We start from the raw sequence: 22,659 nt of genomic DNA on the forward strand, positions 1-22,659 counted from the left end.
ACGCACAAGGCGTCTTGCACGACACCGCAGACGAGCGCGAGGAGGCGCCCCGTGACGGACCAGATCGCCCGCCCCGGCAAGATCATCGCGATCCATCTGAGCTACGCCTCACGCGCCGACCAGCGCGGCCGGCGGCCGGCAGCTCCCTCCTACTTCTTCAAGCCGGCCAGCTCCGTCGGCGTCTCCGGCGGCACGGTCGAGCGCCCTGCGGGTACCGAGCTCCTCGCCTTCGAGGGCGAGATCGCGCTGGTGATCGGCACCGCCGCACGCCGCGTCTCGCTCGACGAGGCGTGGGCGCACGTCGGCGGAGTCACCGCATCGAACGACCTGGGCCTCTACGACCTGCGCGCGAACGACAAGGGCTCGAACGTCCGCTCCAAGGGCGGCGACGGCTACACGCCGCTCGGCCCGGAGCTCATCGACGCCCGCACCGTCGACCCCGCCGCACTGCGCGTCCGCGCCTGGGTCAACGGCGAGCTGCGGCAGGACGACACCACCGCCGGCCTCATCTTCCCGCTCGCCCAGCTCGTGGCCGACCTCTCCCAGCACTTCACGCTCGAACCAGGAGACGTCATCCTCACCGGAACCCCGGCAGGCTCCTCGGTCATCGTCCCCGGCGACGTCGTCGAGATCGAGGTGGATGCACCCGATGCCCCGGGCGCACCGTCCTCGGGCCGGCTGATCACCACCGTGGTCGAGGGCGACGTGCCGTTCGATGCGGAACTCGGCTCGCTCCCTGCCGTCGACGACCTGCAGCGCACCGAGGCCTGGGGTTCTGCCGAGGCAGCCGGTCTCGTGGCCACCACCGGTGAGGAGTCACAGAACGCCGCGCCCGCGCCGACTGTCGCGGCGATTCCTGACCCCTCAGGACTCTCCCCCGAGCTCCGGGCCAAGCTTCTCGAGGCGCCGACCGCCGGCCTCTCCGCCCAGCTGCGCAAGCGCGGGCACCACTCCTGCTTCATCGACGGCGTCGCGGCCAACATCGCCGGCACCAAGATCGTCGGCACAGCCAAGACGCTCCGCTTCGTCCCGTTCCGCGAAGACCTCTTCGCGAGCCACGGCGGCGGCTACAACGCGCAGAAACGTGCGTTCGACGCAGTGGACGAAGGCGAGATCATCGTGATCGAGGCCCGCGGCGATGCCACGACCGGCACGCTCGGCGACATCCTCGCCCTCCGCGCGAAGGCGCGCGGCGCGGCCGGAGTGGTCACCGACGGCGGAGTACGCGACTTCGACGCGGTCGCCGAGATCGGTCTTCCCGTCTTCTCGCAGGGCGCCCACCCCTCGGTCCTCGGCCGCAAGCACGTGCCGTGGGACGTCGACGTCACGATCTCCTGCGGCGGCGCGACCGTGCAGCCCGGCGACATCATCGTCGGCGACGGCGACGGCGTGATCGTGATCCCGCCGGCGCTGGTCGAAGATGTCGTCGACGCCGCGCTCGCCCAGGAGATCGAGGATGCCTGGATCGCGGAGCAGGTCGCCGCCGGGCATCCGGTCGACGGACTGTTCCCGTTGAACGCCGAATGGCGCGCACGCTACGAGGCGCAGAGATGACGACCACGGCCGTCAGCAAGTCCGAGGTCGCCTACGAGTGGATCCGCTCGCGCATCACGGGGCACATGTTCAGCCCCGGCTACCGGCTGGTGCTCGGATCGATCGCGGATGATCTGCAGATGAGCGTCGTGCCGGTGCGCGAGGCGATCCGGCGCCTCGAGGCCGAAGGCCTCGTGACCTTCGAGCGCAACGTCGGCGCGAGGGTCACCCTGGTCGATGAGAGCGAGTACGCGCACACGATGCAGACGCTCGGCATCGTCGAGGGCTCGGCGACCGCGCTCTCCGCTCCCCTGCTCGACGAGGACGCCCTCGACGAAGCGGCCAGGATCAACGACCGGATGTCGCGGATGCTCGAGCATTTCGACGCCCACGCGTTCACGGAGCTCAACCGGCAGTTCCACTCGGTGCTGTTCGAGCCCTGCCCGAACCCGCACCTGCTCGACCTCGTGCACCGCGGCTGGTCGCGGCTCTCCGGCATCCGGGATTCGACGTTCGCGTCCGTTCCCGGTCGCGCGCAGCACTCGGTCGAGGAGCACGCCGAGATCCTCGCACTCATCCGGGCGGATGCCGATCCGCTCGAGATCGAACTCGCCGCCCGCAACCACCGCTGGCGCACGATGGACGCGTTCCTCGATGCCCTGCACAACCGTTCCGCCCACGCCACAGGAGAAGCCTCATGACCGACTCGCGCATCCCCGCCGATCTTCCTGACCACATCCAGCACTACATCGACGGCGCCTTCGTCGACTCGGTCGACGGCGACACGTTCGACGTGCTCGACCCGGTGACCAACAAGACCTACACGACGGCCGCCGCCGGCAAGAAGGCCGACATCGAGCTTGCCGTCGCCGCCGCGAAGCGCGCCTTCGAAGAGGGACCGTGGCCGCGGATGCTGCCGCGCGAGCGAAGCCGCGTGCTGCACCGGATCGCCGACATCGTCGAGTCGCGCGACGCCCGCCTGGCGGAGCTCGAATCCTACGACTCGGGCCTGCCGATCACGCAGGCGCTCGGCCAGGCGCGACGCGCGGCCGAGAACTTCCGCTTCTTCGCCGACCTGATCGTCGCGCAGTCCGACGACGCCTTCAAGGTGCCCGGCAAGCAGATGAACTACGTCAACCGCAAGCCGATCGGCGTCGCGGGCCTCATCACGCCCTGGAACACGCCGTTCATGCTCGAGTCGTGGAAGCTCGGCCCCGCGCTCGCGACCGGCAACACCGTGGTGTTGAAGCCGGCCGAGTTCACGCCGCTCTCGGCATCCCTCTGGGCGGGCATCTTCGAAGAAGCGGGACTGCCCCAGGGCGTCTTCAACCTCGTGAACGGCCTGGGCGAGGACGCCGGCGACGCGCTCGTGAAGCACCCCGACGTACCGCTGATCTCCTTCACCGGTGAGAGCTCGACCGGCCAGCTGATCTTCGGCAACGCCGCGCCCTTCCTCAAGGGCCTCTCGATGGAGCTCGGCGGCAAGTCCCCCGCGGTCGTCTTCGCGGATGCCGATCTCGAGGCCGCCGTCGACGCCACGATCTTCGGCGTCTTCTCCCTGAACGGCGAGCGCTGCACGGCCGGATCCCGCATCCTCGTCGAGCGCTCGATCTACGAGGAGTTCGTCGAGCGCTACGCCGCCCAGGCGAAGCGGGTCAAGGTGGGCTACCCGCACGATCCGGCCACCGAGGTCGGCGCGCTCGTGCACCCCGAGCACTACGACAAGGTGATGAGCTACGTCGAGATCGGCAAGACCGAGGGGCGCCTCGTCGCCGGCGGTGGCCGCCCCGAAGGCTTCGACGAGGGCAACTTCGTCGCCCCGACCGTGTTCGCCGACGTCTCGCCCGACGCACGCATCTTCCAGGAGGAGATCTTCGGCCCGGTCGTCGCGATCACGCCGTTCGACTCCGATGAGGAGGCGCTGTCGCTCGCGAACAACACCAAGTACGGCCTCGCGGCCTACATCTGGACGAACGACCTCAAGCGGGCGCACAACTTCGCGCAGTCGGTCGAGGCCGGCATGGTGTGGCTGAACAGCAACAACGTGCGCGACCTCCGCACCCCGTTCGGCGGTGTGAAGGCTTCCGGCCTCGGCCACGAGGGCGGCTACCGCTCGATCGACTTCTACACCGACCAGCAGAGCGTGCACATCACGCTCGGCGGCGCGCACAACCCGACCTTCGGCAAGTAAGCGAGGACGCTGACATGACCAACCGTGACGACATGACCCTGACCTCCGCCGGCTACTACGTCTCGCAGGAGGCCCCGATCCGCTCCGACAACCCGGTGGCGACGCCGACGGCCACCGCTCCCGACATCCTGCGCTGCGCCTACATGGAGCTCGTGGTCACCGACCTCGCGGCATCCCGCCAGTTCTACGTCGACATCCTCGGTCTGTACGTCACCGAAGAGGACGACGAAGCGATCTACCTGCGCTCGACGGAGGAGTTCATCCACCACAACCTCGTGCTGCGCAAGGGCCCGATCGCCGCCGTGGCCGCGTTCTCGTACCGTGTGCGCACGCCGGAGGACCTGGACCGCGCCGTCGAGTTCTACACCGAGCTCGGCTGCGACGTGCGCCGCAACCCCGACGGGTTCGTGAAGGGCGTCGGCGACTCGGTGCGGGTAGTCGACCCGCTCGGCTTCCCGATCGAGTTCTTCCACCAGTCCGACCACGTCGAGCGCATGTCGTGGCGCTACGACCTGCACATCCCGGGCGAGCTGGTGCGCCTCGACCACTTCAACCAGGTCACCCCCGACGTCCCCCGCGCGGTGAAGTTCATGCAGGACCTGGGCTTCCGCGTCACCGAGGACATCCAGGACGACGAGGGCACGGTCTACGCCGCGTGGATGCGCCGCAAGCCCACCGTGCACGACACCGCGATGACCGGCGGTGACGGTCCGCGCATGCACCACGTGTGCTTCGCCACCCACGAGAAGCACAACATCCTCGCGATCTGCGACAAGCTCGGCGCCCTCCGCCGCTCCGACTCGATCGAGCGCGGCCCCGGCCGCCACGGCGTCTCGAACGCGTTCTACCTCTATCTGCGCGATCCCGACGGTCACCGCGTCGAGGTCTACACGCAGGACTACTACACGGGCGACCCCGACAACCCGGTCATCACCTGGGATGTGCACGACAACCAGCGCCGGGACTGGTGGGGCAACCCCGTCGTGCCGAGCTGGTACACCGAGGCGAGCCTGGTGCTCGATCTCGACGGCAACCCGCAGCCGGTCGTCGCCCGCACCGACAGCTCGGAGATGGCCGTGACGATCGGCGCCGACGGCTTCTCGTACACGCGCGCGGACGAGGGCGAGAAGAAGCTGGGCAACCAGCTGTGACCCCCGAGGTCATCGCGCAGATCGCGGCCGAGCTCGCGGAGGCCGATCGCACGCACGCGGTGATCCCGCGCATCACGGCGCGCTACCCGGATGCCACGGTCGAGGACTCGTATGCGATCCAGGGCGTGTGGCGGGATTCGCAGATCGCGGCAGGGCGACGCCTGGTCGGGCGCAAGATCGGTTTGACCTCCAAGGCCATGCAGCAGGCGACCGGCATCACCGAACCCGACTACGGCGTGATGTTCGACGACACGGTCTACGAGTCGGGCGCCGAGATCCCGGTCGACCACTTCTCCAACGTGCGCATCGAGGTGGAGCTGGCGTTCGTGCTGAAGCATCCGCTCGAAGGTCCGGACTGCACGCTCGACGACGCCCTCGCGGCGATCGACTACGCGGTCCCCGCTCTCGAGGTGCTCAACTCGCACATCGAGCTCGAGGGGCGCACCATCGTCGACACCATCAGCGACAACGCCGCGTACGGCGCGATGGTCCTGGGCACCGAGCACCGCCGCCCTGATGAGATCGACCTGCGCTGGGTGCCCGGCGTGCTGTCGCGCAACGGCGAGATCGAGGAGACCGGGGTGGCGGCGGGAGTGCTGGGTCATCCGGCCACCGGCGTCGCGTGGCTGGCGAACAAGTTCCATCAGCACGGCGCGCGTCTGGAGGCGGGAGAGATCATCCTGGCAGGATCGTTCACGCGCCCGATGTGGGTGTCGCGCGGCGACGAGGTGCTGTGCGATTACGGACCGATGGGAACAATCACATGCCGCTTCGTCTAGACCCGTCGTTCCGCGAGCGACTCGCCTCCTCCGATCGTGCGCTGATCGGCATGTGGGCGTGCTCGGGCAGCACGCTCGTCACCGAGGTCGCCGCGGGTTCCGGTCTCGACTGGCTGCTCATCGACATGGAGCACTCGACGAACACGCTCGAGTCGGTCCTGCTCCAGCTGCAGACGGTCGCGGCGTACCCGATCACCCCGCTCGTGCGGGTCCCCTCCAACGACACCGTCGCGATCAAGCAGATCCTCGACCTCGGCGCTCAGAACCTGATCGTGCCGATGGTGTCCTCCGCCGATGAGGCGCGGGCCGCCGTGGCGGCGACGCGCTATCCGCCCGCCGGCGTCCGCGGCGTCGGCAGTGCGCTGGCGCGCAGCGCCCGCTGGAACCGGGTCGACGGCTACCTGCAGGAATCCGCGCAGCACACCTCCCTCACGGTGCAGATCGAGACGGCGGCCGGAGTGGATGCGGCGGCGGAGATCGCCGCGGTGGACGGCATCGACGCGGTGTTCGTCGGGCCTTCCGACCTCTCGGCCTCGATGGGGCTCCTCGGTCAGCAGACGCACCCCGATGTCGTCGCCGCGGTCGAGAAGGTGTTCGCGGCGGTCAAGTCGGCGGGGAAGCCGGTCGGCGTCAACGCCTTCGATCCGGCCGCCGCCGATGCGTACGTCGCCGGCGGTGCCGACTTCGTGGCGGTCGGTGCCGACGTGGCGCTGCTCGCCCGTGCGTCCGAGGCGCTGGCCGCGCGCTTCATCACCGCCGAGGGATCGGCGCGCGCCAGCTACTGACGTGGCAGGATCGTCTGATGCAGACGAGGGCGGTGAACCGGTGAGCCGCGGGCTCGCCGCGATGCGGGACCGCAACTTCCGGTGGTTCTTCCTCGCCAGGGCGATCACGATGATCACGGGCTCGATGTCGTCGATCGCCCTCGCGTTCGCGGTGCTGGAGATCGACAACGACGCCCGCTCCCTGTCGTTCGTCCTCACGGCCTTCACCGTCAGCAACATCGTCTTCCTCCTGTTCGGCGGCGTCGTCGCCGACCGGTTGCCGAGAGCACTGATCATCCAGACCTGCTACGTGATCGACATCCTGACGATCGGCGCGATGGCGGCGCTGCTCTTCACGGACTCGGCGACCGTCATGCTGCTGGTGGTGCTCTCGGTCGCCAACGGAGCCTCCACCGCGTTCGTGCTGCCGGCCATGCAGGGCATCATCCCGCAGCTGACGACGCCCGAGAACCTGCAGCAGGCCAACGCGATGCTCTCGTTCGTGCGCTCGGCCGTCACGATCGGCGGCCCGATCATCGCCGGGATCCTCGTCGCCACCGCCGGTCCTGCCTGGGCCATGGTCGTCCAGGCGGCCGGCTGGCTGATCGCCATTCCGGTCCTCGCCCTGGTCAAGCTCCCGCCGCCCGCGCACGCCGGCGGCACGACCATGTTCCACGATCTGCGCGTCGGCTGGCAGGAGTTCTGGAGTCGTTCCTGGCTCTGGACGATCGTGCTGGCCTTCATGGTGATGAACGCCATCCACGTCGGTGCCTGGGGCGTCGTGGGTCCGTACATCGCGAAGAACGACGACCGGCTCGGCATCGCGGGCTGGGGCTGGGTGCTCAGCGCCGAGGGCGCGGGTGTCCTCGTGATGACGCTGATCCTGATGTGGTTCCCGCTCAAGCGACCGCTGCGCTACGGGATGCTCGGCATGGCGGCGTTCGCGATTCCCGTGACCATGCTCGGCGTGCACCCCGCCGTCGTGCTCCTCGCCATGGCGGCGTTCATCGCGGGCGCCGGTGCGGAGGTCTTCAGCACGGGGTGGAACCTCGCGATGATGGAGAACGTCCCCGGTGAGAAGCTCTCCCGCGTGTCGAGCTACGACATGCTCGGGAGTTTCGTGGCGATGCCGATCGGCACGCTGGTCTTCGGCTGGCTCGTCACCCAAGCGGATGCTGCGACGGTGCTGATCGCATCCGGGATCGTCTACGCCTGCGTCGCGCTCGTGACCCTCCTCGTGCCGAGCGTGTGGCGCATGGGGAGGCCGGACGGCGCCCTGACACGGCGCAGCTGACTCTGGCGTATTCATAGCAATCCGGGCGAGACTGTCAACATGACCTTCGCCGCGCTCCAGCCCCTCGCCGACCGTGCCGCCCTGTTCACCGCGCTCCGCCAGGACGCTCTCGCCGCCGCGGCCGACGCGCTGGGTGAGCATCGCTGGGACGCCGACATGGCAGCCGGCACCATCACCTTCACGGCGAACGCCGACCCGTCTCGTCAGCTCGTCACTCGGGCGCACCTGATCGCGACGATCGCTCCGGGACCCCGGTCGATGCTGTGGGCCTGGGCCCACCCGCAGGGAGATGCCCAGGGCGTCGCGGCTCAGCTGCGCGCGTACGGCGCGGAGCACGGCATCGCGGACCTCACGGCCCCCGAGGTCGCCTTCCCGGCCGACGCCGCCGCGGACGAGGAATGGATCGCCCAGGCCGCTCACGTGGTCGGCGGGGTCGCGGTGGAGCTCACCGGTCGCTCGCCCTACTACTCCGCGCCGGTGGGCGGCGGCACCCGCGCCGTGTTCGTCCTCGACGCCCCGCTCCCCGCCCTCACGGTGTCGGACGCCGTCATCGCCCTCCCCCGCATCCTCTCCGGTCTTGCTCTCACCGACGCCCGCACGGCCGTCTGGGATCTCGCCCGTCTCGCCGGCTGGACCCTCACCTGGACGGATGAGGCGTTCTCCGGAGCCTCGGTCGTCGACGCCTCGGGCTCGGCGACGTTCCGCTTCGACGAGCAGGCGCGGATCAGCGGGATCGAAGGGTCACTCGCCGGACACGCCTGATCCGACGCGGGCGCGGCACCTGCGGGATCCGGTGCGGTGTGGGACTCTGGTCGCATGAAGAACGGAATCGTCCGGTTCGTGTCGCTGTACGTGTTCAACGTCGCGGTCCTGCTGCTGATCGGCCTGCTGCTGCGCGGCGTCTCCGTCGGGTGGAACGCCCTCTGGGCCGCCATCATCCTCACGCTCGCGGCGCTCTTCGTGAAGCCGCTGCTGCGGAGCGTGTTCCGGCGATCGGCCGCGAAGTCGGCGGCCGATCGCACGAAGACGGGTGAGAAGGTCGTCCAGTACGTCCTGGTGTACATCGTCGAGCTGATCGTGTGGGTTCTCACGGTGTGGCTGAGCGGCGTACGCTCCACGAGCTTCTGGGGCTACGTCATCCCGCCGCTGATCCTGCTGCTCGGCTGGGTCGTCTACGATCAGATCGACGACAAGCTCCACGCCAAGGCCGGCGAGATCTACGACGTCGTCCAGGCGCGCGTCAAGGGCGGCGGTCCGAGGCCGACGGCATCCGCTTCTGCGCCCGAGCGCGAGACCCCCGAGACCGCGGCCGCGCGCGACGAGCTCACAGACGGCCTGACTCCCGAGCAGCGCCGGATGCTCGACGAACTCGGCTGACCCGTCAGGCGAGCCGCTCTGCGGCCTCGACCACGTTGGTCATGAGCAGGGCGACCGTCATCGGCCCGACACCACCCGGGTTCGGCGACAGGTAGCCGGCGATCTCGGCCACGTCGGGGTGCACGTCGCCGAAGACCAGGCTCTTGCCGGTCTCCGCATCGCTCTCCCGCGTGACGCCGACATCGAGCACAGCGGCGCCTGGCTTGACGTCCTCGGCGCGGATGAGGTGCTTGACCCCGGCCGCCGCGACGATGACGTCGGCCTTGCGGAGGTAGCGCGGCATATCGATGGTTCCGGTGTGCGTGAGCGTGACCGTGGCGTTGAGGTCACGACGCGTCAGCAGCAACCCGATCGAGCGTCCGATCGTGACACCGCGTCCGACGACGACCACGTGCTTGCCCTTGAGGTCGTAGTCGTTGCGCAGCAGCAGCTCGATCACGCCTCGCGGCGTGCACGGCAGCGGGGTGTGGATCGGCGCGTTCACGTTCAGCACGAGCCGCCCGAGGTTGGTCGGGTGCAGCCCGTCGGCATCCTTCGCGGGGTCGATGCGCTCGAGGATCGCATCCGTGTCGATGTGCTTCGGCAGCGGCAGCTGGACGATGTAGCCGTGGCACGCCGGGTCGGCGTTGAGCTCGTCGATCAGCGCCTCGACGTCGGCCTGTGTGGCGTCGGCGGGCAGCTCGCGCTGGATCGAGTTCATCCCGATCGCCTCGGACTGCCGGTGCTTCATGCCCACGTAGAGCTGCGAGGCCGGGTCGGCGCCGACGAGCACCGTGGCGATGCCGGGCGTGATCCCCTTCGCCTTCAGCGCGGCGACACGCTCGGTCAGCTCGGCACGGATCTCGGCGGCCGCCGCCTTGCCGTCGAGGACGACAGCGGTCACTGCTGCAGGTCCGGGTAGAGCGGGAAGCCGGCGGCGAGCGCGTCGACCCGTACACGGAGCGCCTCTACATCGGCACCGGGGATCAACGCCAGCGCGATGATGTCGGCGACCTCGGTGAACTCGGCGTCGCCGAAGCCGCGGGTGGCGAGCGCGGGCGTGCCGATGCGCAGCCCCGAGGTCACCATCGGCGGACGCGGGTCGTTCGGCACCGCGTTGCGGTTGACCGTGATGCGGATGTCGTGCAGCAGGTCTTCGGCCTGCTTGCCGTCGATCTCGGCGTCGCGCAGGTCGACCAGCACCAGGTGCACGTCGGTGCCGCCCGAGCGCACGCCGATGCCGGCATCCTTCACGTCCTGCTGCGAGAGGCGCTCCGCGAGGAGCGCGGCGCCGCGCAGGGTGCGCTCCTGGCGCTCGGCGAACTCGGGCGTCGCCGCGAGCTTGAACGCGGTCGCCTTGGCGGCGATCACGTGCATGAGCGGTCCGCCCTGCTGGCCGGGGAACACGGCGGTGTTGATCTTCTTCGCGATGTCGGCGTCGTTCGTCAGGATGAAGCCCGAGCGCGGGCCGCCGATGGTCTTGTGCACGGTCGACGAGACGACGTGCGCGTGCGGCACCGGGTTCGGGTGCAGGCCCGCGGCCACGAGCCCGGCGAAGTGCGCCATGTCGACCCAGAGCAGAGCTCCGACCTCATCAGCGATCGCGCGGAAGGCGGCGAAGTCGAGCGTGCGGGGGTAGGCGGACCAGCCGGCGATGATGACCTTCGGCTTGTGCTCGATCGCGAGACGACGGACCTCGTCCATGTCGATGATCGAGGTCTCGGGGTCGACACCATAGGCGACGATGTCGTAGAGACGGCCGGAGAAGTTGATCTTCATGCCGTGCGTGAGGTGGCCGCCCTGGTCGAGGGAGAGGCCGAGCAGCGTGTCGCCGGGGCGGGCGATCGCGTGCAGCACCGCCGCATTGGCCGAAGCGCCGGAGTGTGGCTGTACGTTCGCGAACTCCGAGCCGAACAGGCTCTTGGCCCGCTCGATCGCCAGCGACTCGGCGACGTCGACCTCTTCGCAGCCACCGTAGTAGCGGCGACCGGGGTAGCCCTCGGCGTACTTGTTCGTGAGCACGGAACCCTGGGACTGCAGCACCGACACGGGAACGAAGTTCTCCGAGGCGATCATCTCGAGGAACGTCTGCTGACGCTTCAGCTCACGGTCGAGGACCTGAGCGATCTCGGGATCGACCTCGGAAAGCGGGGCGTTGAAGTAACGGTCGGTCATGATGACATGCTCCTCTGACAACGGATTCGAAAGGGTGTACCGATCGGCCCAGGCGCGCGGTCGAATTCCGTGGTCAGTCGCTCCCCGGTGGTAGTCCACCCAGACGCCAGTTGCGACGGTTACGAGCATAGCGGATCGGCGCTGCCCGCTGCGTCCCGCGACGACGCCGCGATCTCATCCGATCGCTACCACGTGGACGTCGGCATGGGTGCCCGGGACCGTGGCGAGTTTGCGGTCGGTGGTCAGCACCCTGGCTTCGAGCACCTCCCCCAGCACCAGGTACGCCGCGCCGTAGGCGGTGGCATTCATGGCGAGGTCGGCGACCCGCGAGAGGAGCGGCGACACCGGAAACAGCACCAGCTCCATCCGCTGGAGCAGCGCGAGCTGACCACGAAACTCGTCATCGGTCGTCAGACGGGCGAGACGCAGCCCGCGCAGCGCGTTCGCGACTTCCGTCGGGCCATGCGCGGGCATCGCCCAGTCACCATCACCCATCATGACCTCACGCACCTGCTGTCCCCGAGCGCCGACGTCGGTGATCGCCTCGACCACGGCCGATGCGTCGAGAACGATCACGAATCGGCCGGCTTGCCCAGCGCGTCCATGATGCGTTCGTCACGTCCGTCCCGACCTTCGCGGATCAGCTCCGCGATGCGGTCGGAAGACATCTCTCCGGAGACCGGAATCGGCGCCATCTCACGCAGGAATTCACGGTTTCGCGACTTCCTCGCCTCGACTTCCAGGACTTCGCGGAGGAACACCTGCAGGGATTGCCCCCGCTCGCGCGCCGCCCGCATCAGATCGTCTCTGATCGCTCCCGGCACGTCGCGCACTTGAATCGCCACCATGGAATGGAGGGTAGCATGCACATCTGCATGCATGGTCTTCGCGGTCAGCATGGGACGACGGTAACGAGGGAGAACCCACCGCCGCAGAGATTGTCCACAGAATCGATTCGACTTCCACCATTCCGCTGGACGGTGCGGCCGGGTAGGTTTTGTTCATGGTCTTTACCCATTCCCTTCCGCTCGTGCCAGCACCCGTGTCCGCCACCGCAGGAGAAGGACGGATGCCGATCACCGTGACGACGCGCGTGCTCGGCTCCTCCCCCGCCGCGACGCAGCTGATCGAGGCGGTCGAGCGACGCAGCGGCATCCGCCTCTCCCGCGCCGACGCGTCTCCGGCCGACATCGAGCTCCGCGTCGACCCGGCCGTGGCCGCCGCCGAGGGCTACACGCTCGCCGTCGGCGATCGGGCGGTCGTGGTCGGCGCCGACGAGGCCGGGCTCTTCTACGGCGTGCAGACGCTGCTGCAGCTGCTCCGCGAGGACGAGAGCGGCTGGGGCGTCCTGCGCGCCGAGGTACAGGATGCTCCGCGGTTCAGTCGCAGGGGCGTCATGCTCGACGTCGCGCGGCACTTCTTCGACGTGGCCGAGGTGAAGAAGTTCATCGACAGCACGAGTGCTCTCAAGTTCAACCACCTGCACCTGCACCTGAGCGACGACCAGGGCTGGCGCATCCACATCGACTCCTGGCCGCTCCTCACCGAGCTCTCGTCCAGCACGTCGGTCGACGGCCACCTCGGCGGTTTCTACACGAAGGACGACTACCGCGAGATCGTCTCGTATGCGGCCGAGCGGCACATGATCGTGATCCCGGAGATCGATCTGCCCGGTCACACGCACGCGATCGGCGTCGCGTACCCCGATCTCGTCGAAGCGCCGGTACTGAACGACGGTCTCGTCTCGGAGTCCGCCCGCCTGGGGCAGCCGCTGCCCGTCGCCGGCGAGATCTACCTGGGCTGGGGCGTCGGCCACTCCAGCGTGCGCATCCACGAGGAGCGCACCTACGAGTTCGTCCGCGACGTCGTGCGCGAGCTCGCCGAGCTCACGCCGGGTCCGTACATTCATGTGGGCGGAGACGAATCGCTCGGCACCCCTCAGGCGGACTTCGACCTCTTCGCCGAGCGGGTCACGGCCATCGTGTTCGAGGAGGGCAAGACGCCCGTCGCCTGGCACGAGATGGGCTCCGCCGCCGAGATTGCCGAGGGGACCATCGGCCAGTACTGGGGCAAGACGACGCCGGAGGGCACGCACGCCGAGGAAGCAGTGCACTTCGTGGAGCGCGGCGGGGCGCTGATCATGTCCGCCGCTGATGTCACCTACCTCGACATGAAGTACTCGGAGGACTTTCCGCTCGGACTGACGTGGGCGGCGATCATCGACGTCCGTTCCGCGTACGAGTGGGAGCCGACCGCGGTCCTCGATGTTCCGGATGCCGCCATTCTCGGGATCGAGGCTCCGCTCTGGTCCGAGACCACGCGCACGCTGAGCGACGTCGAGAAGCTCGTCTTCCCGCGCGCCGCAGCACAGGCGGAGGTCGCGTGGTCGCCGAAGGAGGCACCCGACCGCGTCTGGGCGTCGTTCCGCGAGCGGCTCGGCTCGCTCGCCCCGCTGTGGAAGGCTGAGGGGGTCGATTTCCACCCCGCAGACGAGATCCCCTGGAGCGAACGTTGAGCATCCACTCCTCCGCGACCGGTTCGCTGGTCATCCACTCCGCCCGCATCATCGACCGGGGCGAGGTCGTCGAGGACGGCTGGGTCCGCTTCGTCGACGGCGCCGTGGTCGCCCGCGGGACGGGCACGACCTGGGAGCCAGCGGACGAGGCGTTCGACGCCGCCGAGCTCGCCGGCCGCGGTGCCGTGCTGACCCCCGGCTTCATCGACATCCACGGGCACGGAGGAGCGGGATCCGCGTTCGACGACGGCGTGGAGGCGATCCGCACCGGGCGCGCCCTGCACCGCGCGCACGGGACGACCCGTGCGGTGATCTCGCTGGTGACAGCACCGCTGGACGAGCTCGGCCGCAGCGTCGCCGCGATCGCCGATCTCATGGAGACGGATGCCGACATCCTCGGCACACACCTGGAAGGGCCGTTCCTCGATCCCGCGCATCACGGCGCCCATGAGCCCTCGCTGCTCAGGGCACCCACGGCGGCCGATGTCGCCCGCCTCCTCGAGGCGGGTCGCGGCACCGTCCGTCAGGTCACGATCGCGCCCGAGCTGCCCGGCGGCCTCGATGCGATCCGTCAGATCGCCGCCGCAGGAGCGGCGGCGGCCGTCGGCCACACGAGCGCGGACGCGGCGATGGCGGTCGCCGCCTTCGAAGCGGGGGCGTCGATCCTCACGCATGCGTTCAACGCGATGCCGGGCATCCACCACCGCGCGCCCGGTCCGGTTCTCGCCGCAGCGGCGGATCATCGCGTGACCCTCGAGGCGATCGCCGACAACGTGCACCTCGATCCCCACGTGATCAAGCTGATCTTCGACTCCGCGCCGGGACGCGTGGCACTCATCACCGACGCGATGGCCGCAGCGGGCAGCGCCGACGGGCACTACGACCTCGGCGCCGTGAGCGTCACGGTCGAGGACGGCGTGGCCCGCGCCGACGACACCGGCTCGATCGCCGGGTCGACCCTGACGCAGGACGTGGCGCTGCGCCGGGCAGTCGATGCAGGCGCGACACTGACCGAGGCCGTGCGGGCCCTCACCGAGACGCCGGCGCGGGCAATCGGCCGCGATTCTGCGCTCGGCAGCCTGCGCGAAGGCATGACGGCGGATGCCGTGCTTCTGGATGCAGAACTGCACGTCGCGCGCGTATGGGTGGGATCACGGCTGCTCGCAGGATGAGAGCCGCGCATCGCGCGACGACGCGCAGCTCTGCGCTCTCCGGTCGTTCGTGAAGTGGGGCGGGAGGCCGCCTATCCCCAGATCGGCGGCCTCATCCCCTCACAGAGAGGGGGGCCGAGAACTCCTCCCCCGAGGCTCTCGACCCACCCAGCCGGTGCAGTTGCCCCTCGCACCAGCGCCTGAACTCCGCCCCCCGGTGGAATTCGTACGGCTATCTCTATGGGATGAGACGACGCGGACGCCGATTCATTACGCGACTTCTCAGATTTTCCTCGAATCTTTTCTCGACGATCTCAGGAAATTGATCCAGACCTGGGTTTTATCACATCAAAGAATCTGCCGGTGAGATCTCGCCGAGGGGTGGCCAAGCTGGGAGATCCGGGAGAGAATGGAAAGACGCGTGATGAGATCCTCTCTCGCGCGTCTCTTCCTGTGGAGGCGTTCCTGCGCCCCAGGAGCGATGGATGACAGTGCACGAACAGAACTCACACCACGACGAGCCGATCGGCGACGCCGACCTGATCCTCCGCGCCCGCTCGGGCGACACGGAGGCGTTCGGCGAACTCTGGCGACGCCACTACCCGTCCGGCCTCTCCGTCGCCCGCTCCATCACCTCGTCGATCGACCCCGACGACCTCGTGCAGGAGTCGTACACCCGCATCTATCAGGCGATCATCAAGGGTGGCGGCCCGAACGGCTCGTTCCGCGCCTACCTGTTCACGAGCATCCGCAACACGGCGGCGGCCTGGGGCCGTTCCCGTCGCGAGACCGCGATCGACGAACTCGACACGGTCGCCGACCCTGACACCACAGACCAGGCCGCCAACGAGGCTCTCGACCGCAGCCTGACCGCGCAGGCCTTCCGCAGCCTCCCCTCCCGCTGGCAGGAGGTGCTCTGGTACACCGAGATCGAGCAGATGAAGCCGCACGAGGTGGCCCCGCTCCTCGGGATGAAGTCCGGCGCCGTCTCGCAGCTGGCCTTCCGGGCCCGCGAAGGCCTCCGTGAGGCATGGATCCAGGCGCACCTGCGCAGCGCAGCCGAGGGATCGGACTGCCAGTGGACCATCGAGCACCTCGGCGCGTACTCGCGAGGCAACCTCGGCACGCGCGACCACAAGCGACTCGAGCTGCACCTCGACGAGTGCGCGCGCTGCATGATCGTCGCGGCCGAGGCGAAAGACGTCTCGAAGCGTCTCGCTCTGGTCCTCCTCCCTCTCGTCCTGGGCGTCACCGGCGCCGCGGGGTATCTCGCGACGCTGCAGGGCGGCGGAGCGCCGATCGTCGCCCTCGCCGCGATGCCCTCCAGCATCCCCGGCAGCGTGTTCGCAGGCGACCCCGGCGCTGGTGCCGTGGCTCTGGGAGCAGGCTCGGGGAGCGGCACGGCCGGTTCGGGCGGTACGGCAGGCGGCGGCGCGGGTGTCGCCACCGGCGTCGGCACGTCCGGTGGCGTGCTCACCGGGATGGGTGCGCTCGTCGGCGTGGGCTCTGCGGCTCTGGTCGTCGCGGGCGTCGTCGCCGCAGCGACGATCATCCCCGGCCTCGCCGGGGCCGAACCCGCGACCTCGTTGGCCAGCGCCGCCGACGGAGGCTCGTCGTCGATCACCTCCGACGTCGGACCCGACGCCTCGATGAACCTCGAAGAACCGGTCGTCATCGAAGAACCGGTCACGAAGCCCGACGCGACGCCGACCCCGCCGGCCGAAGAGCCCGCCGCGCGGTCGACACCGGAGCAGACCGGGCCGGTCGTCGCTCCGCCGGTGCCGCCGACGACCGACCCCGAGGACGAGGTCGACCCAACCGATCCCACGGACCCCACGGACCCGACCGACCCCACTGATCCCACGGACCCGACGGACCCGACGGACCCGACCGATCCCACGGACCCGACGGACCCGACCGATCCCACCGACCCGACCGACCCCGCAGTGCCGACCACGGCTCCCTCCTGGTCCGCCGCCACGATCTGGTTCGAGGGTCTGCGCATCCACTACAGCGTGCCGATCACGGGAGTGCCCGGAACGACCGTGGAGGCGCTGCTCGACGGAAGCCGCGGCGGAGGCGACGAGATCGTCCTGGACTCCCTCGGACAGGGGACGATCGACCTGCGGCCCGGTCTGGTTCAGCTGCTGTTCTCGGCCGACACGACGGTGACCTTCCGCTATGTGCTCGCCGACGGCATCGGCCCGTCCGCCGACACGACTTTGCGTGCGCTGGGCGAACCCCCGCTCATCGACGCGGATGTGCCTCCGGTCGACGCCACGATCCTCGATGACAGCGCAGGCACCGTTCCGGCCGCCGTGCCGGATGAGCCGGCCGCCCCCGTGGAACCGGAGCCCGTTCCCGCCCCGGTCGAGCCCGCTCCTGCGCCTGTCGAGCCCGCTCCTGCGCCTGTCGAGACGGAACCGGCTCCGATCGAGACCGCACCCGCCGTCGTCGAGTCGGCCCCGGTCGACGAGGCGGCCACGGCCCCGGTCGACGAGGCTCTCGCACCGGCCGAGGAGCCTGCACCCGCCGAATAGACTGGGAGCATGCCCCAGGATTCCGCACCCGTCCCCGGCGTCGACCGTCCGGTCATCACCGCGCTCGACATCGTCCGCGCCGTCGTGCTCGTCGTCGCCGTGGCATCCCTCGCTCTCTGGGGCTTCGCCAGCTGGTCGCTTCCGTGGAACGTCGTCGCAGGTGTGGGCGCCCCGATCGTCGTCCTGCTGATCTGGGCGCTGTTCCTCTCTCCGCGCCCGGTCCTGCGGGTGCATCCGTTCCTCCGTGCGGCCGTCGAGCTCTTCATCTACGTCGGCGTCACCATCGCGTGGTGGTCGATGGGCCAGGCGCTCATCGGCACGGCATTCGCCCTGGTCGCGATCGTCACCGGGGTCCTCAGCGGCCGACGCACCCTGTCGTGAGCGCACGTCCGTGAGTGTGCAGGCGTGAGCGCGAGGGCGCGGACGTGACGGCGCTGCCCCTTCTGCAGGAGGAGCTCGGCCCGCTCGTCGATGTGCGACCCGAGGCGCTCGAAGAGGCACGGGCCGACCGCTCCGGTCACGCGGCCGTCGGGCGCCCGCTCGCCGTCGTGCACGCGGAGACCGTGGATCACGTTCAGCGGACCATGCGGATCGCCACCGCCACACGCACGCCCGTGGTCGTCCGCGGCGCCGGCACGGGGTTGGCGGGCGCGGCCAACGCCGGCGAGGGCGAGATCGTGCTCTCCACCCGTCGGATGGACGCGATCCTCGAGGTGCGGCCCGACGATCTGCTCGCCGTCGTCGAACCCGGGATCCTCAACGCCGACCTCAACGACAGGCTCGCCGCCTCCGGGGTGTGGTGGGCGCCCGACCCCGCCAGCCGCGACATCTCGACCGTGGGCGGCAACATCGCGACCGGTGCGGGAGGGCTTCTCTGTGCCAAGTACGGCGTCGTGCGCGATGCGGTGCTCGGCGTCGACCTCGTGCTCGCCGACGGCCGCCTGCTCCACCTCGGACACCGCAGCGTCAAGGGCGTCACGGGCCTCGACCTCACCTCGCTGGTGATCGGCTCGGAGGGCACGCTGGGCGTCGTCGTCGGCGCGACCCTGAAGCTGCGCCGCCTGGTCGCGGGCGACGTCTGCACGCTGACCGCGACCTTCCCCGACGTGCGGGCCGCGGCCGCGGCATCCGCTGCGGTCACCGCTGCCGGTGTGCAGCCCGCGATCATGGAGCTGATGGATGCCGCGAGCCTGGCCGCCGTCCACGCGCTGCTCGACCTCCCCGCCCCGGCGCCTGGGGCAGCGCAGCTCACCGTCCGGACAGACGGCCCGGCGGCCGCTGCGGAGGCCGAGACGATCGCCGGGATCCTGCGCGATCACGGTGGCCTCACGACACTCGCCCGCGACCGCGAGGAGGGCGAGCGGCTTCTCGCGATCCGGCGCTCGATGCACGCGGCGATGGCCTCTCTCGGCACCACGCTGATCGAAGACGTCTCGGTGCCGCGCAGTGCGATGCCGGCCATGTTCGACGAGATCGCGCGCATCGAGCGCGACTTCGGTCTCACGATCCCCACGGTCGCGCACGCCGGCGACGGCAACCTCCACCCGAACTTCATCTTCGAGGGCCCGGAGACTCCGACGCACGTCTGGGCCGCCGCCGACGAGCTGTTCCGCTCCGCGATCCGCCTGGGCGGCACGCTGACCGGCGAGCACGGCATCGGCGTGCTGAAGCGTCGCTGGCTCGCCGACGAGCTCGGTGACGACCAGTGGCGGCTGCAGCGTCAGATCGCCGGGGTGTTCGACCCGCTCGGCATCCTCAACCCCGGGAAGGTCTTCGAGCCCGATGCCTGACATCCATGTGAGCGCGGCCGTGATCGTCGACGACGACGGGCGCGTACTCGTCGTCCGCAAGCAGGGGACGACGAGGTTCATGCAGCCCGGCGGCAAGCCGGAGCCCGGTGAATCGCCCGCGCAGACGCTGATCCGCGAGCTGCACGAGGAGCTCGGGCTGCGTCTCGACGAGGCGGACCTCCAGCCGCTCGGCACGTTCATCTCCGAAGCGGCCAACGAACCCGGTCACCGCGTCGTCGCCGAGGCGTTCGCGACCTCCGTCGCCCCGGACGCCGTGTCGGTGCAGGCCGAGCTCGCAGAACTGCGCTGGATCACGCCGTCCGACGTCGCGACGCTGCCGCTTGCGCCGCTGAGCCTCGAGCATCTGCTGCCGATCGCCTGGCCGGCGCACACCCCGTAGGGCGCTCCCGCTAGATGCCCTGCCAGGCGGGCTTGTTGGCGAACGTGTAGCGGTAGTAGTCCGCGAGCTTCAGACGCGATGCCGCGGCCTCGTCGACGACCACGGTGGCATGCGGGTGCAGCTGGATCGCGGAGCCGGGGAGGAAGGCCGTGAGCGGCCCCTCGACCGCGTCGGCCACGGCCTGCGCCTTGCCCTCGCCGAACGCCAGCAGGACCAGATGGCGCGCCTTCAGGATCGTGCCGAGCCCCTGGGTGATGCAGTGCCGCGGCACGTCGTCGATGGAGTCGAAGAACCGCGCGTTGTCCTCGCGGGTCTGCTCGGTGAGCGTCTTCACGCGGGTCTGCGAGGCGAACGACGATCCGGGCTCGTTGAAGCCGATGTGCCCGTCGGTCCCGATCCCGAGGATCTGCAGGTCCACTCCGCCCGCCGCGGCGATCGCGGCCTCGTAGTCGTCGCCGGCGTGCTGGATGGTCGCCGCGGCGCCATTGGGCACGTGGATGCGCTGCGGGTCGAGCCCGAGCGGCTCGACCACCTCGCGCGTGATCACCGAACGGTAGCTCTCGGGGTGCGCGGGGTCGATGCCGACGTACTCGTCGAGGGCGAAGCCGCGGACCTGCGAGACGTCGTGCCCGGCGAGCTGCGTGCGCAGCGCGAGGTAGACCGGAAGCGGCGTGGAGCCCGTGGCGAGGCCCAGCACCGCGTCGGGGCGGCTCTCGATGAGCTCGACGATCTCGGTGGCGACCAGCGCGCCGGCAGCAGCCGCGTTCTCGACGATGACGACCTCAGCCATGGGGGACGATCTCCTTCTCGGGTACGGAGGCGCCCACCAGAGCGGCGCCGAAGGCAGCCGCGGGGGAACCCGCGGAGAGCAGTTCGATTCTCTCATCCAGGCGCAGCGACCGCATGAACGGCGACGCCTCTGCGCCGGCGTGCAGGGCGGTGCGGATGCCGTCCTCGAGCCGCGCGCCGAGCGCGGTGAGCCCACCGCCGATGACCACGGTCTCGACGTCCGCGGACAGCACGAGGATCCGGACCGCCGCGGCCGCCCCGTGGTAGAGATCGTCGCGGAGTGTCGACGCGTGGGCGTCTCCGGCATCCGCCGCATCGAAGATGTCCCTGATCGGGAGGGCACCGGGGCGTCCCCAGGCCTTCGCGAGGGCTCCCCCGCCGCAGAACGTCTCGATGCAGCCGAGCTGTCCGCATCCGCAGAGGCGTCCGTGCGGGTCGACAGAGATGTGTCCGACCTCGCCGGCCGTGCCGCGCGAACCGCGCCAGATGCGCCCGTCGATCACGATGCCAGCTGCGACGCCGGTGCCGAGGTTGAGGTAGGCCATGGATCCCGCGACGCCGCTGAGCACAGCGGCGCCGAGGGCGGCGGCCTTCACGTCGTTCTCGACGCGGAACGGAATGCCGAGCATCCGCTCGGCGCGCGCGGCGAGATCGAGCGACTTCACCCCGAGGTTGACCGCGTGGTCGACGCGCCCCTCCGCGACGTCGACGAGACCGGGGATGCCGATGCCGACGGAGCCGATGTCGGAGACGGGGAAGCCCGTCTCGTCGGCGAGCGCGGTGACGGCCATGACGATGCTCTCGACCACGGCGTCGTCGCCCCAGCCGGTCGATCGGCGGATGCGGCCGAGGATGTCGCCGGAGCCGTCGACGGCGACCGCGTCGATCTTCGTCCCGCCGACGTCCAGGCCCACTCGAATCTGCCGACCGGCTCGGTCGGCGGTCTCTGCCCCGCTCATCGGATGGCGCTTGCGTCTGTCGTGGTGTCGGCGCGGGTCACGACACCCCCAATTGCCCGGAGAGCACCATCACCGCGGTTCCGCGCAGCACGATGTCATCCTGGTGGGTGCGGCGCACCACGACGTCTTCGAAGACGCCCTCGAGCGTGCGCGCATGCAGCGTCTCGATCGCCGCGTCGATGAGGATCCCGTCGAGCAGGTCGGCGGGACCGGAGAGCACGACCTCGGACAGATCGAGGGCCGCGACGATCGGGGCGATGGCGATCGCCATGCGCGTTCCCGAATCACGGAGGATCTCGTCCCGCGCACCGGGGTCGGCTGCGAGCGCCTCGCGCATGCGGCTGACGCTGAGCCACGCCTCGAGGCATCCGTCCTTGCCGCAGGCGCACCGCGGTCCGCCGTCGGTTCCGACGACGACGTGCCCGATCTCACCGGCGGCGAATCGGCTGCCGAGCAGCGGCTGGCTGCCCGTGATGAGTCCGGCGCCGACACCGCGTCCGAGCTTGATCAGCATGAAGTCGGCCTTGGCGTCACCGAACGTGTATTCGGCGAGCACGGCCGCGTTGGCGTCGTTGCGGGCCAGCACCGGAAGGTCGAGATCGACGCTGAGCTTGGCCTCGAGCGGGAAGTTCGACCAGCCGAGGTTGGGCGAGCTGAGGACCACGCCGTCGGGGCGCACGACGCCGGGGGTGCCGATGCCGACGCCCAGCAGAGGCTGCGTCGACGCCGCGACGAGCATGCGCGCGAGCTCGAGGGTCGCGGCGTACACCGCGTCGCCGTCCGGAGACTCCGGACGGGCGACCTCGCGACGTTCGAGGACGTCGCCGTCGAGGCTGAGCACGGCGCCCTCGAACGCGCTCGGACCGGAGAGATCGAGCCCGAGGATCTGATGACCGATGCGGTCGATGTCGATGAGGATCGGGGGCTTGCCCGGCCCCACGGCTTCGCGCACTCCCATCTCGATGACGATCCCGTCGGCGATGAACTCGGCGACGAGGTCGGAGATGGTCACGCGGGTCAGTCCGGTCTCGCGCGAGAGGTCGGCGCGGCTCATCGCTCCGGCGTGATACAGGGTCTGCAGGACGAGGGCGCGGTTATGACCGCGCGCGTGCTCGGGCAGCACCTTGGACCGGGAGCGAAGGTGGCGGCCGGGGCCGAAGGCGTGGGCATTCGCACCGCCGTACTCCGAGGGCGATGCGGCACGCTGTTCATCCGAAACGGACATGTTTGTTAGTAGACCTTACGAACAAAATTTGTGCAACCTCTGCCGCG

The 22,659-nt window shown here is 69.8% G+C and carries 22 protein-coding genes and 1 riboswitch; of the genes, 15 read left to right on the forward strand and 7 right to left on the reverse strand.

The annotated features are described in order from the left end of the window. The first annotated feature begins 51 nt into the window (after window positions 1-51). Genes ABD648_RS06425 through ABD648_RS06465 form a run of 9 tightly spaced genes read left to right on the forward strand, consistent with a single transcriptional unit; the run spans window position 52 to window position 9,089 of the window. Window positions 52-1,554 (forward strand): fumarylacetoacetate hydrolase family protein, encoded by a 1,503-nt coding sequence (locus ABD648_RS06425; RefSeq protein WP_425561699.1) that lies wholly within the window; start codon window positions 52-54, stop codon window positions 1,552-1,554. Next, entirely contained in the window at window positions 1,551-2,234 is a 684-nt protein-coding gene (locus tag ABD648_RS06430; RefSeq protein WP_282214142.1) for a GntR family transcriptional regulator, read from the forward strand. Before ABD648_RS06425 ends, ABD648_RS06430 begins: the two co-directional genes overlap by 4 nt. After that, window positions 2,231-3,724 carry a 5-carboxymethyl-2-hydroxymuconate semialdehyde dehydrogenase gene (gene hpaE / locus ABD648_RS06435; RefSeq protein ID WP_282214143.1) on the forward strand — a complete coding sequence of 498 codons (1,494 nt, stop codon included), beginning with the start codon at window positions 2,231-2,233 and terminating at the stop codon, window positions 3,722-3,724. Before ABD648_RS06430 ends, hpaE begins: the two co-directional genes overlap by 4 nt. Window positions 3,725-3,738: 14 nt before the next feature. Further along, complete coding sequence (hpaD, locus tag ABD648_RS06440) at window positions 3,739-4,875, forward strand: 3,4-dihydroxyphenylacetate 2,3-dioxygenase (protein WP_282214144.1); 1,137 nt, start codon at window positions 3,739-3,741, stop codon at window positions 4,873-4,875. Further along, on the forward strand, window positions 4,872-5,654 hold the full coding sequence (locus ABD648_RS06445; protein WP_282214145.1) for a 2-keto-4-pentenoate hydratase: 783 nt from the start codon (window positions 4,872-4,874) through the stop codon (window positions 5,652-5,654). Before hpaD ends, ABD648_RS06445 begins: the two co-directional genes overlap by 4 nt. Further along, the gene (locus ABD648_RS06450; RefSeq protein ID WP_282214146.1) at window positions 5,639-6,439 is read left to right on the forward strand and encodes an HpcH/HpaI aldolase family protein; all 801 of its coding nucleotides are present in this window, start codon (window positions 5,639-5,641) and stop codon (window positions 6,437-6,439) included. Before ABD648_RS06445 ends, ABD648_RS06450 begins: the two co-directional genes overlap by 16 nt. 1 nt (window position 6,440) lies before the next feature. Next, window positions 6,441-7,712, forward strand: coding sequence for an MFS transporter (locus tag ABD648_RS06455; RefSeq protein WP_282214147.1), 1,272 nt, complete (start codon window positions 6,441-6,443; stop codon window positions 7,710-7,712). A gap of 39 nt (window positions 7,713-7,751) precedes the next feature. Beyond that, entirely contained in the window at window positions 7,752-8,474 is a 723-nt protein-coding gene (locus ABD648_RS06460; protein WP_282214148.1) for a DUF6882 domain-containing protein, read from the forward strand. A 54-nt stretch (window positions 8,475-8,528) separates the two neighbouring features. Then, the gene (locus tag ABD648_RS06465; protein ID WP_282214149.1) at window positions 8,529-9,089 is read left to right on the forward strand and encodes a hypothetical protein; all 561 of its coding nucleotides are present in this window, start codon (window positions 8,529-8,531) and stop codon (window positions 9,087-9,089) included. A 4-nt stretch (window positions 9,090-9,093) separates the two neighbouring features. Here the strand turns inward: ABD648_RS06465 and ABD648_RS06470 are convergent, their stop codons facing one another. From ABD648_RS06470 to ABD648_RS06485, 4 genes are all read right to left on the reverse strand, one after another. Next, entirely contained in the window at window positions 9,094-9,972 is an 879-nt protein-coding gene (locus ABD648_RS06470; protein ID WP_282214150.1) for a bifunctional methylenetetrahydrofolate dehydrogenase/methenyltetrahydrofolate cyclohydrolase, read from the reverse strand. Further along, window positions 9,969-11,243: a serine hydroxymethyltransferase gene (gene glyA / locus ABD648_RS06475; protein WP_282214151.1), complete on the reverse strand. Its 1,275-nt coding sequence runs from the start codon at window positions 11,241-11,243 to the stop codon at window positions 9,969-9,971. Before glyA ends, ABD648_RS06470 begins: the two co-directional genes overlap by 4 nt. A 39-nt stretch (window positions 11,244-11,282) precedes the next feature. After that, window positions 11,283-11,367: riboswitch (ZMP/ZTP riboswitch) on the reverse strand. 50 nt (window positions 11,368-11,417) lie between these two features. After that, on the reverse strand, window positions 11,418-11,819 hold the full coding sequence (locus ABD648_RS06480) for a type II toxin-antitoxin system VapC family toxin (RefSeq protein ID WP_282214152.1): 402 nt from the start codon (window positions 11,817-11,819) through the stop codon (window positions 11,418-11,420). Continuing rightward, window positions 11,816-12,142 carry a hypothetical protein gene (locus ABD648_RS06485; protein ID WP_282214153.1) on the reverse strand — a complete coding sequence of 109 codons (327 nt, stop codon included), beginning with the start codon at window positions 12,140-12,142 and terminating at the stop codon, window positions 11,816-11,818. Before ABD648_RS06485 ends, ABD648_RS06480 begins: the two co-directional genes overlap by 4 nt. A 104-nt stretch (window positions 12,143-12,246) precedes the next feature. Between ABD648_RS06485 and ABD648_RS06490 the strand changes: the two genes are divergently transcribed. The 6 genes from ABD648_RS06490 (at window position 12,247) to ABD648_RS06515 (ending at window position 19,639) form a co-directional block, all read left to right on the forward strand. After that, entirely contained in the window at window positions 12,247-13,758 is a 1,512-nt protein-coding gene (locus ABD648_RS06490; RefSeq protein WP_282214154.1) for a family 20 glycosylhydrolase, read from the forward strand. Next, window positions 13,755-14,930, forward strand: a complete 1,176-nt coding sequence (nagA, locus tag ABD648_RS06495; protein WP_282214155.1) for an N-acetylglucosamine-6-phosphate deacetylase — start codon at window positions 13,755-13,757, stop codon at window positions 14,928-14,930. The genes ABD648_RS06490 and nagA overlap by 4 nt, the downstream gene beginning before the upstream one ends. Window positions 14,931-15,394: 464 nt before the next feature. After that, window positions 15,395-17,449, forward strand: a complete 2,055-nt coding sequence (locus tag ABD648_RS06500; protein ID WP_282214156.1) for a sigma-70 family RNA polymerase sigma factor — start codon at window positions 15,395-15,397, stop codon at window positions 17,447-17,449. Window positions 17,450-17,458: 9 nt separating this feature from the next. Further along, window positions 17,459-17,830, forward strand: coding sequence for a YrdB family protein (locus ABD648_RS06505; RefSeq protein ID WP_282214157.1), 372 nt, complete (start codon window positions 17,459-17,461; stop codon window positions 17,828-17,830). A 44-nt stretch (window positions 17,831-17,874) separates the two neighbouring features. Continuing rightward, a complete protein-coding gene (locus ABD648_RS06510; RefSeq protein ID WP_282214158.1) occupies window positions 17,875-19,239 on the forward strand; it encodes an FAD-binding oxidoreductase in 1,365 nt (454 codons plus the stop codon). Continuing rightward, the gene (locus tag ABD648_RS06515; protein WP_282214159.1) at window positions 19,232-19,639 is read left to right on the forward strand and encodes an NUDIX hydrolase; all 408 of its coding nucleotides are present in this window, start codon (window positions 19,232-19,234) and stop codon (window positions 19,637-19,639) included. Before ABD648_RS06510 ends, ABD648_RS06515 begins: the two co-directional genes overlap by 8 nt. Window positions 19,640-19,649: 10 nt before the next feature. On the opposite strand, the gene nagB is transcribed toward ABD648_RS06515, so the two are convergent. The 3 genes from nagB to ABD648_RS06530 are packed head-to-tail and all read right to left on the reverse strand — an operon-like array spanning window position 19,650 to window position 22,612. Next, window positions 19,650-20,429, reverse strand: a complete 780-nt coding sequence (nagB, locus tag ABD648_RS06520) for a glucosamine-6-phosphate deaminase (protein ID WP_282214160.1) — start codon at window positions 20,427-20,429, stop codon at window positions 19,650-19,652. Continuing rightward, a complete protein-coding gene (locus ABD648_RS06525) occupies window positions 20,422-21,387 on the reverse strand; it encodes an ROK family protein (protein WP_282214161.1) in 966 nt (321 codons plus the stop codon). The genes nagB and ABD648_RS06525 overlap by 8 nt, the downstream gene beginning before the upstream one ends. 37 nt (window positions 21,388-21,424) lie before the next feature. Beyond that, complete coding sequence (locus ABD648_RS06530) at window positions 21,425-22,612, reverse strand: ROK family transcriptional regulator (RefSeq protein ID WP_282214162.1); 1,188 nt, start codon at window positions 22,610-22,612, stop codon at window positions 21,425-21,427. Window positions 22,613-22,659 lie beyond the last annotated feature (47 nt).

Source organism: Microbacterium luteolum, from assembly GCF_039533965.1.
In the GTDB taxonomy this organism is placed as follows: Bacteria; Actinomycetota; Actinomycetes; order Actinomycetales; family Microbacteriaceae; genus Microbacterium; species Microbacterium luteolum.